Origin of the sequence: Streptomyces sp. SP17BM10 (assembly GCF_036322405.1) — a bacterium.
Taxonomy (GTDB): Bacteria; Actinomycetota; Actinomycetes; order Streptomycetales; family Streptomycetaceae; genus Kitasatospora.
Map to the genome: position 1 here is coordinate 16550 of NZ_JAQYXB010000674.1, position 15492 is coordinate 32041.

Genomic DNA, 15492 nt, shown 5'->3' on the forward strand with positions numbered 1-15492 from the left:
CCGCCCCGTCACAGCCCCCGGGTTGGTCCGCACCAAGAGGATGGGCACAGGCCCTAGACTCTCCGGACGATCGTCCACGGCCAGCAGGATGGGTCCAGTCCGATGACCGCAATACCGGCAGTCGAGTCCGACGTGCCAGAGCAGCGCAACGCCGAACCGGCCGCACCCGTCGGCTGGCAGGAGCGCGCCCGCGCCCTGGCCGTCCGCTTCGGGCCCGCCGTGTGGTGCTACGCGGTGCTCAAGCTGATCGGCTTCACCGTCTTCATGAAGCTGCTGTCCTTCTCCGGGTCGTACGCCACGAAGCCCGCCCGCTTCGGCGGCGGCGCCAACCCGTGGGACGTCCTCGCCAGCTGGGACGGCTGGTGGTACCAGCAGGTGGCGCAGTTCGGATACCACCCGGCGCTGGTGCCGATCCCAGGCGGCCAGGTCGGCTTCGACATCGAGCAGAACTCGGCCGCGTTCTTCCCGCTCTACCCGGGCCTGATGCGGCTGACCTCGGACGTCACCGGCCTCGGCCTGTACGGCGCCGGGATGCTGGTGTCGGTGCTCGCCTCGCTGTTCGCCGCCGCCGGCATATTCGCCGTGGTGGACCGGCTGGCCGGGCCCCGCGCGGGCGTGATCGCGGCCGGCATCTGGGCCGTCGCCCCGGGTTCCGGCGCCGAGTGGGCGCTCTACTCCGACTCGACGTTCGTCGCGCTTGCGGCCTGGGCCTGCTACTGCGTGATGACCAGACAGTGGATCGCGGCCGGCGTGATCACCCTGGTGGCCGGCCTCAACCGCCCGACCGCGGCCGCCCTGATCGGCGCCGTCGGCCTGGCCGCGCTGGTCGAGCTGTGGCGGCGGGAAAGCGGTGTGCTGCGCCCGCTGGCGGCGATGCTGCTCGCCCCGCTGGGCCTGCTCGGCTACGTCGGCTGGGTGGGCTGGCGGACCGGCGAGTGGGGCGGCTACTTCCGCCTCCAGCACGACGCCTGGCTGCACTACTTCGACTGGGGACAGGGCACCTTCTACGCGATCCGCGGCGTGATGCTCGGCCGCAACGACTACCCCTTCGCGTTCGCCCTGCCGGACCTCTTCGCGACCCTGATCGTGCTGGCCCTGCCGGCCCTGGTCGTGCTGCTGGTCCGGCTGCGCCCGCCGCTGGTGCTCACCGCCTACACGCTCGCCACGATCGTCTCGGTGCTCGGCAGCCTGGGCATCTTCGGGAACGTCTCGCGCTACCTGCTGCCCGCGTTCCCGCTGTTCATCGCGCTCGCCGTCGGCATGCGCAAGCTGAGCTGGCCGGTGCTGGCGACGGTGCTGGGCACCGCGGCGGCGGCGTCCGGCTGGTACGCCGGGTACGTCATCTTCGAGCTCGGCGTGCCGTAGACCGCCCGTTTCCCTCCCGCCCGAAGGGGCGCGTCCGCCACGGACGCGCCCCTTCGCGCTCCTGCGGAACCGAATCCCCTCACCCCCTTGAGCCGACCGATCGTTCGGTTACTCTGTGACGTGTCCCGTCTTCCTCCCCGAGGCCCTCTGAGGAGCGAACAGATGTCCGCGGTCACCCACCCCCTCGTCAGCGAGCTGGTCGCGCGCCACCAGGCCACCCTGGACGCCGCGCTCGAAGCCGCCGCCAAGCGCGACTACTGGTCGCCCTACCCCGAGTTCCCGAAGGCGTACGGCGAGAGCGGCCCCGCGGACGGCAAGGCGGCGTTCGACGCGCTGCTCGGCGCCCCGTTCGCCCTCGACGGCCACCCCACCGACGGCGACCTGGTGGGCGGCGAGGCCTCCCCGTACGGCGTCGAGCTGGGCATCACCTACCCGCACGCCGGGCCGGACGCGCTGATCGCCGCGCTGAACGCCGCCCGCCCCGCCTGGGCCGCCGCGAGCCCGCTGGAGCGCGCCGCCGTCTGCCTGGAGATCCTGCACCGGATCAACGCCCGCTCGCACGAGTTCGCCCAGGCCGTCATGCACACCACCGGCCAGGCCTACGGCATGGCCTTCCAGGCCGGTGGCCCGCACGCCCAGGACCGCGGGTTGGAGGCCGTCGCCTACGCGTACGCCGAACAGACCCGGCTGCCCGAGCAGGCCGACTGGACCAAGCCGCAGGGCAAGCGCGAGCCACTGGTGATGAGCAAGGAGTTCACCGTCGTCCCGCGCGGCCTCGCGCTGCTGATCGGCTGCAACACCTTCCCCACCTGGAACGGCTACCCCGGCCTGTTCGCCTCGCTGGCCACCGGCAACCCGGTGCTCGTCAAGCCGCACCCGCGGGCCGTCCTGCCGCTCGCCCTGACCGTGAAGATCGCCCGCGAGGTGCTCGCCGAGGCCGGCTACGACGCCAACCTGGTCTGCCTGGCCGCCGAGCACGAGGGCGGCACCGTCGCCAAGGACCTCGCCGTCCGCCCCGAGATCCGGATCATCGACTACACCGGCTCCACCGCCTTCGGCGACTGGCTGGAGGAGAACGCCAAGCAGGCCCTGGTCTACACCGAGAAGGCCGGCGTCAACGCGGTCGTCATCGACTCCACCGACGACTACAAGGGCATGCTCGGCAACCTGGCCTTCGCGCTCTCGCTCTACAGCGGCCAGATGTGCACCACCCCGCAGAACGTGCTGATCCCGCGCGGCGGCATCGGCACCGACCAGGGCGACAAGTCCTTCGACCAGGTCGTCGCCGACCTCGCCGGCGCGATCGAGGGCCTGCTGTCCGACGACGCCCGCGCCGCCGCCATCCTCGGCGCCGTCGTCAACCCCGGTGTGCTCCAGCGCTCGGCCGCCGCGGCCGGCGGCGAGTACGGCGAACTCGCCCTCGCCCCGCGCGCGGTGGTCTGCGCCGAGTTCCCCGGCGCGACCCTGCGCTCCCCCGCCCTGGTCAAGCTCGACGCCGACAAGCCGGACGACCGCGCGGTCTTCCGCAGCGAGTGCTTCGGCCCGGTCTCCTTCGCCGTCGCCGTGGAGTCCACCACCGCCGCGGTCGAGCTGCTGCGCACCACCGTCCGCGAGAAGGGCGCGATGACGGCCACCGGCTACACCACGTCCCCCGAGGTCGAGGCCCTGCTGGTGGAGGCCGTCCTGGACGCCGGCGTCTCGCTCTCGCTCAACCTCACCGGCGGTGTCTTCCCCAACCAGACCGCCGCCTTCTCCGACCTGCACGGCACCGGCGCCAACCCGGCCGCCAACGCCGCCTACTGCGACGGCGCGTTCGTCGCCAGCCGGTTCCGCACGGTGGAGATCCGCCGGCAGGGCTGAGCCCCTCCTCCCTCCGGCACGTCACCGGGCCCCGGCGGTCACCACCGCCGGGGCCCGGCGGTTCACACCCCGCGCCCGGGCCGGGGATGATGGAGGCTGGAGGGACGCCGAACGACGCGTCCAACCGCCCTCCGACCACCGGGAGCTGACACATGACCGCGAAGCAGACCGTCACCGACGTCCTGATCGTCGGCGCCGGACCGACCGGCCTGCTGCTGGCCGGCGACCTCGCCGCCGCCGGCCTCGCCGTCACCCTCCTGGAGAAGCGCGGCGCCGAGTCCAACCTCACCCGGGCCTTCGCCGTGCACGCCCGCACGCTCGAGATGCTCGACGCCCGCGGCCTCGCCGACGACCTCATCGCCACCGGCCGGCCGCTCACCTCGCTGCGGATGTTCAACCGCTTCGGCGTCGAGCTCGGCAACCTGCCGACCCGCTTCCCGTTCGTCCTGATCACCCCGCAGTACAACGTCGAACGGCTGCTGCACGAGCGCGCGGTCGCGGCCGGCGCGACGATCGTGCGCGGCAGCGAGGTCACCGGCCTGCGGCAGGACGCCGAGGGCGTGACGCTGGAGACCGCCGACGGCACCACCCACCGCGCCCGCTACGCGGTCGGCACCGACGGCGTCCGCTCCACCGTCCGCGAACTGCTCGGCGTCCCGTTCCCCGGCGAGTCCGTGGTCGACTCCGTCGTGCTCGCCGACGTCCGGCTGGAGCGCGAGCCCGAGGACACCATCACCGTCGGCGCCGGCAGCGCGGGCTTCGCCTTCCTCGCCCCCTTCGGCGACGGCTACTACCGCGTCATCGCGTGGGACCGGGGCGAGCACCACCCCGACGGCGCCGCGCCCCCGCTGGAGCGGATCGCCGCCATCACCGAGGCCGCCATCGGCGAGGACTTCGGCATGCACGACGCCCGCTGGTCCTCCACGTTCCACAGTGACGAGCGCCAGGTGCCCAACTACCGCTCCGGCCGGGTCCTGCTGGCCGGCGACGCCGCGCACTGCCACTCGCCGGCCGGCGGCCAGGGCATGAACACCGGCCTCCAGGACGCCGCCAACCTCTCCTGGAAGCTCGCCGCCGTGCTGAACGGCCACGCCACCGACGCCCTGCTCGACAGCTACCAGACCGAGCGCCACCCGGTCGGCAAAATGGTCCTGCGCACCTCCGGCGCCCTGATCCGGCTCGCCCTCGCCGAGTCCGCGCCCACCCGCGCGCTGCGCGGCGCGCTCACGGCTCTCGGCGGCCACCTCGACCTGGTCACCGAGCGCGGCGCCCGGCTGGTCTCGGGCATCGACATCGCCTACCCCGCCCCGAAGGACGCCCACCCGCTGGTCGGCAAGCGCGTCCCGGACCTGCGGCTGACCGCGATCGAGAAGCCCCTCGACGGCGAGCCCGCCGCGCCCGAGCGGCTCTACGAGGCGCTGCGCGCCGGGCGGTTCGTCCTGGTCAGCAACGACGTCCAGAGCGCCGCCGCGCCGTGGGCCGACCGCCTCGTCACCGCCGCCCCCGCCGACCCGCACGGCAAGCTGCGCGACACCGTCCTGCTGATCCGCCCCGACGGCTACGCCGCCTGGGCGGCCGTCGACCCGGGCCACCGCGACGTCACCGAGGCCCTCACCGCCCACCTCGGCGCCCCGAGCGAAGCCTGACGGCCCGCGCTCTTCCCTCCCCCACGCAGTTCCCCGCACCCGGAAGGGCGCGGGGAACTGCGCGCGGCGGGGGGCGACCACCCGCGCCCGAGCGCCGGCAGCCCTCCGCCCCGCCCCGCACCGGTTCCCCTTCGGCCAGGAGCCCCCGCGTTAGCCCCTCGCCTTCACGTAGTGCCGGGCCGCCTTCGCCCGGTTCCCGCACACCGCCATCCGGCACCACCGCCGCCGCCCGTTCTGCGAGGCGTCGAAGAAGTGCAGGATGCAGGCGTCGTGCGCGCACTGCCGCACCCGGTGCGCTCCCTGCGCGACCAGCCCGAGGAAGTCGTCCACGGCGAGCCAGGCGGCCAGCCACCGCGGCTCGTCGACCTCGATCCGGTCCTGCGCGCCGCCCGCGCCGGCCGTCCGGCGGATCCGTCCGTGGGCGAGCACCTCGTCCAGCCCGGCCCGCGCCGCGTCGTCCAACTCCCCGCCCTCGCCGAGGGACCGCACCGCGTCCCCGAGCACCTCGCGGGCCCTGAGCACCGCGGCCAGCCCCGCCCCGTCGGCCTCGCAGCGCTCGCCGAGACCGGCGGAGGAGAGCCAGATCGCGTACCCGTCGGGCTCGCCGAGCAGGTCGTTGACGGGGGCGCCGGCCCAGCGCGTGTTGAGCAGGTCGAGCGCCAGCGGCTCGCCGATCAGCGGGCGGGGGTCCCTCGGGTCCGCCTTCACGTCAGTCATGGTTCTCCCTCGGCTCCCCGCGATTCTACGTCCGCCTCCGGAGCCCCAACTGGTGTGGACCATCGCCGGAATCACGATCATTCACTGTATGAAACACCTGGTGTCGACCCATTCCACACTTGACTGTTTTTTAGGAACGAATTGCCTGATCATGAGCCAATCCCAGGAGTTGTTCTGTCATGTTCTAGCCAGCGTTCTACCCCAGAGCGTCAAGTGCCCCTTGCCGGACCCCACATCCGGCCAGAGGAGGATCCGTTGCGCCCCCGCACCCTCGCCCTCGCGGCCGCCATAGCCGTGCTGCCGCTGACCGCCGTCTCGCTCGGCGTCACGACCGCGCAGGCCGCGTCCACCCCCCACGCCGCTCCCCGCATCGAGCTGCCGAACACCGTGAACCCCGCGGTGGCCCGCTCGGAGAAGAAGGGCGACGTGCCCGCCGAGCAGCAGATCTCGGTCGCCGTCAGCCTGAAGCTGCGCAACGCCGACGAGCTGGACCGCTTCCTCGCGGCGGTCACCACCCCGGGCACCCCGGAGTACGGCCACTACCTGACGCCGGAGCAGTTCAACCAGCGCTTCGGCCCGACCCAGGGCGCCGTCGACCAGGTCAAGGCCTACCTCGCCGGCCAGGGCCTGACGGTCACCGAGGTGAGCGCCAACCGCCAGGTCGTCAGCGCCCGCGGCACCAGTGACCAGGTCTCGCAGGCCTTCGGCACCCACGAGAGCGCCTACGTCGACCCGCAGCTGCAGCGCGCGTTCTACGCGAACGACGCCGCCGCCTCCGTCCCGGCCGACCTCGCCGACCTCGTCCAGGGCGTGCACGGCCTGGACAACCACGCGGTCCGCAAGAACCGCCTGGCGACCCCGCACGCGGTCACCCCGAACGCGGCCTCGTCCACCCCGAACGGCGTGGGCCCGGCCCAGTACGACGGCGCCTACAACCTGGACAAGACCGGCGCCGACGGCACCGGCGTCACCGTCGCCCTCTGGGAGTTCGACGGCTACACGTCCTCGGACCTGACCACCTACGACAGGCAGTACGGCCTCTCCGGCCCGGCCGTCTCCACGGTCTCGGTCGACGGCGCCAACTACGACTCCGCCCCCGGCCAGGGCCAGGGCGAGGTCGAGCTGGACAGCGAGATCGTCCGCGGCGCCGCCCCCAAGGCGACCCAGCTGATCTACGAGGCCCCGAACTCGGACCAGGGCGAGATCGACATGGCCAACAAGATCGTGGCCGACAACAGGGCCTCGGTCATCTCGATCTCGTGGGGCTCCTGCGAGCCGGACACCACGGCCGCCTCGATGACCGCCGTCGACAACGCCTTCAAGCAGGCCGCAGCGCAGGGCATCTCGATCTTCTCCGCCTCCGGCGACGACGGCTCGCGCGACTGCACCCGCTCGACCAGCGGCTCGACCGTCAAGGCCGTCGACTTCCCGGCCTCCAGCCCGCACCAGACCGGTGTCGGCGGCACCAACCTCAAGGTCTCCGGCAACGCCTACTCCTCGGAGAGCGCCTGGAGCACCGCGGGCGGCGGCGTGTCCACCGTCTTCAGCAAGCCGACCTGGCAGAGCGGCACCGGCGTCAGCGGCACCATGCGCACCGTCCCGGACGTCGCCTCCAACGCCGACCCGGCCAGCGGCTTCGCGATCTACACCGCCGGCGCCTGGCAGGTCTACGGCGGCACCAGCGCGGCCGCCCCGCTGTGGTCCGGCTACGCCGCCCAGTTCAACCAGAAGGCCAAGGCGGCCGGGCAGTCCGCCCTCGGCGAGGCCAGCCCGCGCCTGTACTCCGTCGCCAACAGCAGCACCTACGGCAGCACGTTCCACGACGTGAAGACCGGCTCGAACCAGGACTTCCCGGCCAAGACCGGCTACGACCAGGTCACCGGCTGGGGCTCCCCGGTCGCGGACGCCCTGACCACCGCCCTGCTCGGCGGCGGCGTCACCCCGACCCCGCCCCCGAGCGGCGGCTGCACCGCGGCCCAGCTGGTCGGCAACGGCGGCTTCGAGTCCGGCACCGCGGCCCCGTGGACGACGTCGAGCGGCGTGGTCGACAACAGCGGCTCGCAGCCGGCCCACAGCGGCAGCTGGAAGGCCTGGATGAACGGCTACGGCAGCACGCACACCGACACCGTGTCGCAGACCGTCTCGATCCCGGCCGGCTGCAAGTCCGCGTCGCTGACGTTCTGGCTGCACATCGACACCGCAGAGACCGGCAGCACCGCGTACGACACGCTGACCCTGCAGGCGAACTCGACCAAGCTGAAGACCTGGTCCAACGTGGACGCGGCCGCCGGCTACGTGCAGCGCACCGTCGACCTGACCTCCTTCGCCGGCCAGACCGTGACCCTCAAGTTCACCGGCACCGAGGACGGCTCGAACCAGACCAGCTTCGTGATCGACGACGTCGCCCTGAACATCGGCTGATCACCTTCTGGTAACCAAGACCCCGCCGGGGCGGCGCCGACAGGGCCCGCCCCGGCGGTGTGTTGTGGGTCACCACCTGGGACGATGCGTGTTTCCGCAATGTTTCAAGATCGCTAACCCTGTGGTTCACCTGCCGTGACCACTGTCATACGCACGACGGATGACGTAGCCTCTCGACCGTGCATAGGGTTCCCCAAAGCTCGGTGAAGCCGCTGGCGGCGCGCCCCGGCGCCGACCCGGTCCCGCCGAACTCACCTGGTGGGGAGGGTTACCGCATGGCCGCACAGCAGCCCCAGGACGCCGCGCGACTCCGGCTGGTCGAACAGCGCCCGGAGCGCACCGGTCCGCCCGCACTCGTGCCGGCACCGGCACCGGCGGCGATGCCGCCCGCCGGACCCCCGGCCACTGGCCGACCAGCCTCCACCGGCGGTTTCGCGGACACCCTGCACCTGGCGATCGAGGCCAGCGGCCTCAGCCTGGACCGGATCCGGGCCGCGCTCGCCCAACGCGGCGTCAGGGTCAGCGTCACGACGCTGAGTTACTGGCGGCGCGGCCGCAGCCAGCCCGAGCGGGCCAGCTCGCTGCGCGCCGTCCACCTGCTGGAGGAACTGCTCGGCCTGCCGCACAGCTCGCTGTCCTCGCTGCTCGGCCCGCCGCGCCCGCGCGGCCGCTGGGCCGCCGCCGCCAACACCTGCCACCTCGGGCTGGAGGACGTCTGGCCCGGCGAGCAGGAGATCGCCGACATCTTCACCGAGCTGGACGCCCCGTCGGCCGGCGAGCTGGAGCGGCTGAGCATCCACGACTCGTACTACGTCGACGCCCAGCGCCGCGGCAACCTGCTGCGGATGCGCCAGGTGGTGCGTGCCACCGTCGCCGGCGTCGGCCGCTGCCTGGTCGTGCACAAGGCCGACGAGGAGGCCACCGGCTGCCCCGAGATCACCTCCGTCCGACACGGCCGGCTGGGCCGCGTCCGCCGCCGCCCGGAGGCCGGGCTGACCGTCGGCGAGATCATGCTGGACCGCCCGCTCGGCCTGGGCGACAGCACGGTCTTCGAGTACGAGGTGGAGATCCCGCCCGGCGGCCCGACCCTGGAGTACAGCCGCCGCTTCGCGACCCAGGTGCGCGAGTACGTGCTCCAGGTGCACTTCGACCCCGCGGCCATCCCGGTGCACTGCGAGCGGTACGACCGCGACCCGGGCGAGGACGTCGACAGCCGCCGCGAGCAGCTGTGGATCGGCGCCTCCGCGAGCGCCCACGTGCTCGCCCCGGACCAGCAGCCGGGCCACATCGGCATCCGGTGGGAGTGGGAGTAGCCGCCCCGCGGCTCCCGCTCCACTCCTTCCCGTTCCCCCGCTCCACCCCGCCCGGTTCCGACCCGCTTCACGCCCGGGATCCCGCAGCGCCGTCACGGCGCCGTGCGGTCGCGCCCCCGCGCCGCCATCACCTAACCCCTTCATGACCTGATACCGGTTGACGCTCCATCACCTAACCATTAACTTCATGAGTACCGGTTAGGCAAGAGCCCTTCCGGACCACCCAGCCACGGGAGCGTCCAGGCATGTCCAGCCCCGCCCTGATCCACACCCTGAAGACCGGCCACGTCGGCCTCAACGTCACCGACCTGGAGCGCTCGATCGCGTTCTACCGCGCCGCCCTCGGCGTCCAGGTGACGCACGAAGGCACCGACACCGAGCGCCGCTACGCCCTGATGGGCCGTGACGGCCGCCTGGTGGTGACCCTCTGGCAGCAGAGCACCGGCACCTTCGCCACCGCCTCCCCCGGCCTGCACCACCTCTCCTTCGAGGTCGAAACGCTCGACGAGGTCCGCGCCACCGAACGCCAACTGAGCGAGCTAGGCGCCGAGTTCGCCTACGACGGGGTCGTCCCGCACGGCGAGGGCTCGGACTCCGGCGGCATCTTCTTCACCGACCCGGACGGCATCCGGCTGGAGATCTACGCCCGCACCGGAGTCGCCGCGACGGGCGCCGCGGCCCCCACGGCGGACGCCCCGACCTGCGGCTTCTTCTAGGCCGGAGGCCGCCGTGACCACCCCCGTCACGCCCTACCACCGCGGTGAGCTGGCCGCCCAGGCGCTGGCCGGCGTGCGGGAGCGCGCCGACCACGCCGGCCGGGCGATCCGCGACACCATCCCGCCGGTCGCCGCCCGCTTCCTCAGCGAGCGCCGCACGCTCGTGGTCGGCGCCGCCGACCCGGACGGCCGGGTCTGGGCCACCCAGCTCGCCGGTTCCCCGGGCTTCCTCCAGGCCGGCGACGAACGGACCATGACCGTCGCCGCCCGTCCCGCCGAGGACGACCCGCTGGCCGCCGCCCTGGCCGGCCCCGCCCGGGTCGGCACCATCGCCCTCGACCCGGCCGGGCGGCGCCGGATGCGGCTCAACGGCCGCTCGGTGCCGGACCGCCGGGGCGGCCTGGTGATCACCGCCGACCAGGTCGTCTCCAACTGCCCGAAGTACATCCAGCGCCGCACCCCGCTCGACCGCCCGGCCGCCGGCGCTCCGCGCGCGGTGTCCACCGGGCCGGCCCTCTCCACCGCGCAGCGACTGACCGCCACCACCGCCGACACGTTCTTCGTCGCCACCGTCGGCCCGGACGGCGGCGTGGACGCGTCCCACCGCGGCGGCTTCCCCGGCTTCCTGCGGGCCGACGGACCCGACCGGCTGGTCTGGCCCGAGTACCAGGGCAACAGCATGTTCATGACGCTCGGGAACCTGGAGCTCGATCCGCGGGCCGGCCTCCTCCTGCCCGACTGGGAGACCGGCGGCGCCCTGCTCGTCACCGGCGAGGCCCGCACCGACTGGTCCGCCGGTGCCCGCGCAGGTGTGCCGGGTGCCCAGCGGATGGTCGAACTGGCCGTCACCGGCGTCGTCGAACTCGCCGACGCCACCCCGCTGGCCTGGACCGAGCCCGAGTACTCCCCGGCCAACCCGCACCCCGCCGGCTAGCCGACCCGCCATCAGCGCCGGCGCCGGCACTACCGGCTCCCCACCGCCCCCGCCACGCCCAGGCCGCCGAACGGCCGTCACCCGCGCGGCCCAACCCGCCGCGCAGCCGCCCGTCCGCTTTGGGACCTTGGTCCCGGTACCACGCGGAACCGGCCCCGGAAGGTCAGTCCTGCCACGCCGTCAGACCGACCAGGAAGAGGTGGACCATGACCGGCGCCGACCGCCCCTCCCCGCTGCTGGAGTTCGTCGAGGTCGAACCCGGCGACGACTGCATATGCGGCGGCTGCAACGCCCGCCGCCGCGCCCGGCTGCACGCCGCCCCGGTCCACGAGGGCGGGCACGCCGCGGCCCGCAGCATCCGCCGCCGGGCGGCCGTCCTGGTCGCCGCCGTCGGCACCGCCATGGGCGGCGGCGCGGCCGCGGCCACCGCGGCCGTCGCCGCCCCCGCGCCCAACCCGGGCGGCGGCAGCAGCGCCACCCCGCAGAACCCGCAGGGCGACGTCAGCAGCCTCTACGGCGAGGACGACGGCGGCACCGACACCGCCCCGCGCACCGTCGCCCAGCCGGTGACGAGGGCCCAGATCATCCAGCGCGCCCAGAGCTGGGTCGACCAGCGGGTGCCGTACAGCATGGGCCGCTACTGGTCGGACGGTTACCGCCAGGACTGCTCCGGCTTCGTCTCGATGGCCTGGGGCCTGAACAGCAGCCAGACCACCTGGACCCTGCCGAACTTCGCCGAGCGGATCGGCAAGACCGACCTCCAGCCCGGCGACGTCCTGATCTACAACAACTCCGCCAGCCCGCAGGCAGGTTCGCACGCGACGATCTTCGGCGGCTGGACCGACTCCACCCGCACCCGCTACATCGCCTACGAGCAGACCTCCCCCGGCACGACGAAGCGCAGCACGCCGTACGCGTACTGGAACAACTCCGGCGCGTACCTCCCGTACCGCTACACCGGCCTCTCCGGCGCCGCCAGCAGCGACGGCGTGCCGGCCACGGCCTTCCCCGGCGCCGACAAGTTCGGCCCCGGCGCGAACAACGCGTACGTCACCAGGCTCGGCCAGATGCTCGTGCAGCGCGGCGGCGCGCGGTTCTACGCCGAGGGCCCGGGCCCGCAGTGGGGCGAGGCCGACCGCAGGGCCACCCAGGCCTTCCAGCTCGCCCAGGGCTGGCGCGGCGGCGAGGCCGACGGCCTCCCGGGCAAGGACACGTGGGACTACCTGGTCAACGGCAAGGGCCGGAACATCGACGCCGGCACCCCGCTGCCGCCCCCGCCCCCGCCCTCGAGCGGCGCACCCGCCTACCCGGGCGCCGACGCGTTCGGACCGGGCGCGAACAACGACTACGTCCGACAGCTCGGCGAACAGCTCGTCCGCAAGGGCTACGGCGGCGCCTACACGGTCGGCCCCGGGCCGCAGTGGGGCGAGAGCGACCGCGCCAACGTCCAGTCCTTCCAGCAGGCCCAGGGCTGGAGCGGCACCGACGCCGACGGCATCCCGGGACCGGAGACGTGGCGGCTGCTGTTCTCCTGACCCCTCGCCTACGGCCGGTCCGGCTCCGCTGCCGGCGCCGACGTGGACGACATCCAGTGGAAGAGCCCCATCGCGACGCTCGTCGCGAGGTTGAAACTGGACACCCCCGGCTGCATCGGCACCGCGACCAGGTGGTCCGCGCGCGCCTTGAGCTCCGCCGAGACGCCGTGCCGCTCGGTGCCGAACGCCAGCAGTGCGTCGTCCGGGAACGCCAGCGTGCGGATGTCCGCGCCCTCCGGGTCCAGCACATAGAGGGGCCCGGCGGGCAGCTCCGGCAGGGCCAGCCGCTCGACCGCGGTCGCGAAGTGCAGGCCGGCGCTGCCGCGCACGACGGTCGGGTGCCAGGGGTCGAGGTCGCCGGTGGTGACGACCCCGGTGGCGCCGAAGCCCGCCGCGAGCCGGATCACCGCGCCGACGTTGCCCAGGTTGCGCGGGTTCTCCAGCAGCACGACCGGCGCGCGGCGGGGCCGGTGCCCGAGCGCGGCCCGGTTCGCCGCGGCGGACGGCCGCACCGCCAGCGCGATCACCCCGGTCGGGTGCGGCCGGGGCGCCAGCATGCGCAGCGCGGCCTGCGGCACCTCCACCGCGAGCGCGGCCAGCGCCGGCCCGACGTCCTCGGCCAGCTCGGCGGCGAGCGCCAGCAGCGCGGCCCGGTCGGCGGTCAGCACCTGCCGCACCTGCCCGCCGAAGCGGAGCGCGTGCTTCAGCGGGTGAAACCCGTCCAGCAGCACCGTCCCCGGCTCCCGCTCCACCGCCCGCCAGCCACGCACCACGTCATCGTCCATGGCGCTCATGCTTCCATCCCGCCGTCCGTCGGCTCACCCCGAACGTCCTCGCGCCCCCGCAAAGCCCGCTCCAGATCCTTCAACGCCTGCGTCAGCAACCGCACCCCCGCCCACAGCACCTCCCGCTGCACCCCCTCCGGAACCTCCGCCAGCCGTTTCTCCAACTGCGCCTGCGCCCCCCGCACCGCTCCGAAGTCCACCGGCCGCCCGGTCAGCAGCGCCGCCGCCGCGATCGCCGTCCCGAGCCGCAGCTCCTCCGCGAACGCGGCCGCCCCCGGCACCGGTTCGGCGTCGGCCGCAGGCAGGTGGGCCTCCAGCACGACGGCGGCCCGCCCGAGGCGCCCGACCGCCGCCCTGGCCCGGTCGATCCGGCGCCGGCTCACCCCGGGCAGTCCGGACGCGTGCCGGCCCGGTTCGGCGTCGGCCCGTTCCATCGCCTGGAGCAGTTCGGAGCGCGCCTCCCGGGAGTCCAGCAGCGCCGTCCGCACCTCCCGTCCGCGCGGCGCCGCCGGGTCCTCGTAGCCGTCGATCACCGCCGCCGCGTACCGCCCGGCGGCGGCCAGCCACTCCGCGAGCCGCTCGCCGAGCCGGGCGGTCTGCCAGGTCGGGAAGAGCGCGTACGTGACGAGCGCGACGGATCCGCCGAGCAGGGTCAGCCCGACCCGTTCGAAGGCGGTGGTGAGCGGATCGCCCTGCTGGAGGCCCAGCAGGAAGACGACGTACGACGAGATGCCGACGGTCATCAGCGCGTACCCGGTCCGCAGCGTCAGGTAGGCCCCGCCGACGCAGAGCACCGCCAGCGCCGCGAGCACCCACTCGCCCGGGTGCGCCAGCTGGACGACGAGGGTCGAGACGGCGACGCCGACGACCGTCCCGGCGAGCCGGGCGACACCCCGGCTGTAGGTCTGGGCGAAGTCGGGCCGCATGACCATCGCGGCGGTCATCGGCGCCCAGTACCCGTGCTGGAACCCGGCGGCCCGCGCCAGCAGGTACGCGGCCGTGACGACCCCGGTGAGCCGGACGGCGTGCTGGAACACCGCCGAGCGCGGCCGGGCCTGGCGCCGCACCGCCCGCAGCGCGGCGGGCAGCGTCCGGAACAGCGGCGGTTTGTGCAGCGCGCCGCCGGCCCCGACGACGGGCATCGTCACGGTGTCCACGTCCCCGCGGTCCAGCGTGTCGGCGGCCTTGCGCAACAAACCGCCGAGCCGCCGGGCCGAGCGCTTGGCCGCGCCCTGCAACCGCCCGCCCGCCACGGACGGGTCCGCCGGGGCGGCCGACCCGGTCGGGGGCGGTACGGCCGGGGCGACCAGCGCGTAGACGGGCGCGGTGCGGGGGAGCCGGACGGGGTCGCCGGTCCTGATGGCCCGGGCGAGGGCGTCCATCGCCTCGGCGGACGCGGCGAGGACCTCCCGGGCGCGGTCGCGCTGCGGCCCCTCCCCGGGTGCGCCGACCTTCGGGTCGGCGAGCGCGGCGAGGGTGGGGCGGATGCGTTCGGCGATGCCGCGCAGGCCGCGCAGTTCGGGTGGCCGGTGGCGGTCCTGCCAGGGGGTGAGGGCGGCGGCGTGCCGGGCCGTCATGAACGGCGCCGGGTCGACGTGTGCGGTCGGGTCCTGCCGCAACCGCCGGGCGTAGTCGCCGAGTTCGGCGTAGGTGTCGGCGAGGGCCGCCCGCTGGGCGGTCCAACTGCCGATCGGCCACAGGGTGATGACGGCGGCCTGGACGACCCCGCCGAGGGCGGCGACGAGTCCGTGGCCGAGCGCGGCGAGCACGCCGACCGGGAGCTGGACGACGATCAGCATCACCGAGACGGTGTTGGCCGCGACCACCCCGGCGGTCGGCCCGATCGCCCAGGCGAGTCCGGCGCCGAAGGCCCACACCGCGAGCAGCGCCGGGAACAGCCCGAAGACGCCGACCGCCAGGTAGCCGAGGAAGGTACTGGTGCCGAGTCCGATCCCGGCCGCGACGGCGAGGCTGGCCCGGGGCCGGAAGCTGCGCTGGAAGGTGGCCGTCCCGGCGATGAACGCGCCCATCGCGGCCGAGGTCGCGAGCGAGGGCCCGCCGAGCGCGAGGGTCGGGAACAAAACGAGCCCCACGGCGACGGCCCCGCGCGCCGCCCGTTTGGGGTCGGTCAGCGTCCGGTCGAGGGTGAGTCCGGTTCGCGCGGTGTCACGTAGCGCGGCAAACCAGGACATAGCGCCAT

General features: G+C 74.1%; 11 protein-coding genes. 8 read left to right on the forward strand and 3 right to left on the reverse strand.

The annotated features are described in order from the left end of the window. Nucleotides 1-102: 102 nt before the first annotated feature. From PUR71_RS34860 to PUR71_RS34870, 3 genes are all read left to right on the forward strand, one after another. A complete protein-coding gene (locus PUR71_RS34860) occupies nt 103-1365 on the forward strand; it encodes a glycosyltransferase family 39 protein (RefSeq protein ID WP_329931239.1) in 1263 nt (420 codons plus the stop codon). A gap of 162 nt (nt 1366-1527) precedes the next feature. After that, nucleotides 1528-3225, forward strand: coding sequence for a phenylacetic acid degradation protein PaaN (gene paaN / locus PUR71_RS34865; protein ID WP_329931240.1), 1698 nt, complete (start codon nt 1528-1530; stop codon nt 3223-3225). Nucleotides 3226-3377: 152 nt separating this feature from the next. Continuing rightward, nucleotides 3378-4871 (forward strand): FAD-dependent monooxygenase, encoded by a 1494-nt coding sequence (locus PUR71_RS34870; RefSeq protein ID WP_329931241.1) that lies wholly within the window; start codon nt 3378-3380, stop codon nt 4869-4871. Between the two features lie 150 nt (nt 4872-5021). Here PUR71_RS34870 and PUR71_RS34875 read toward each other — a convergent pair whose 3' ends face one another. Beyond that, the gene (locus PUR71_RS34875) at nt 5022-5588 is read right to left on the reverse strand and encodes a CGNR zinc finger domain-containing protein (protein WP_329931242.1); all 567 of its coding nucleotides are present in this window, start codon (nt 5586-5588) and stop codon (nt 5022-5024) included. Nucleotides 5589-5843: 255 nt separating this feature from the next. Here PUR71_RS34875 and PUR71_RS34880 point away from each other — a divergent pair, with 255 nt between their 5' ends. From PUR71_RS34880 to PUR71_RS34900, 5 genes are all read left to right on the forward strand, one after another. Beyond that, on the forward strand, nt 5844-8009 hold the full coding sequence (locus PUR71_RS34880) for a protease pro-enzyme activation domain-containing protein (RefSeq protein WP_329931243.1): 2166 nt from the start codon (nt 5844-5846) through the stop codon (nt 8007-8009). A gap of 275 nt (nt 8010-8284) precedes the next feature. Further along, a complete protein-coding gene (locus tag PUR71_RS34885) occupies nt 8285-9322 on the forward strand; it encodes a hypothetical protein (RefSeq protein WP_329931244.1) in 1038 nt (345 codons plus the stop codon). Between the two features lie 245 nt (nt 9323-9567). Then, nucleotides 9568-10038 carry a VOC family protein gene (locus tag PUR71_RS34890; protein WP_329931245.1) on the forward strand — a complete coding sequence of 157 codons (471 nt, stop codon included), beginning with the start codon at nt 9568-9570 and terminating at the stop codon, nt 10036-10038. A 13-nt stretch (nt 10039-10051) separates the two neighbouring features. Then, nucleotides 10052-10972 carry a pyridoxamine 5'-phosphate oxidase family protein gene (locus PUR71_RS34895; RefSeq protein WP_329931246.1) on the forward strand — a complete coding sequence of 307 codons (921 nt, stop codon included), beginning with the start codon at nt 10052-10054 and terminating at the stop codon, nt 10970-10972. 206 nt (nt 10973-11178) lie between these two features. Then, nucleotides 11179-12507, forward strand: coding sequence for a peptidoglycan-binding protein (locus PUR71_RS34900; protein ID WP_329931247.1), 1329 nt, complete (start codon nt 11179-11181; stop codon nt 12505-12507). An 8-nt stretch (nt 12508-12515) separates the two neighbouring features. On the opposite strand, the gene PUR71_RS34905 is transcribed toward PUR71_RS34900, so the two are convergent. Next, nucleotides 12516-13292 carry a TrmH family RNA methyltransferase gene (locus PUR71_RS34905; RefSeq protein ID WP_329931248.1) on the reverse strand — a complete coding sequence of 259 codons (777 nt, stop codon included), beginning with the start codon at nt 13290-13292 and terminating at the stop codon, nt 12516-12518. Nucleotides 13293-13297: 5 nt separating this feature from the next. Beyond that, the gene (locus PUR71_RS34910; protein ID WP_329931249.1) at nt 13298-15484 is read right to left on the reverse strand and encodes an FUSC family protein; all 2187 of its coding nucleotides are present in this window, start codon (nt 15482-15484) and stop codon (nt 13298-13300) included. Nucleotides 15485-15492: the final 8 nt, after the last annotated feature.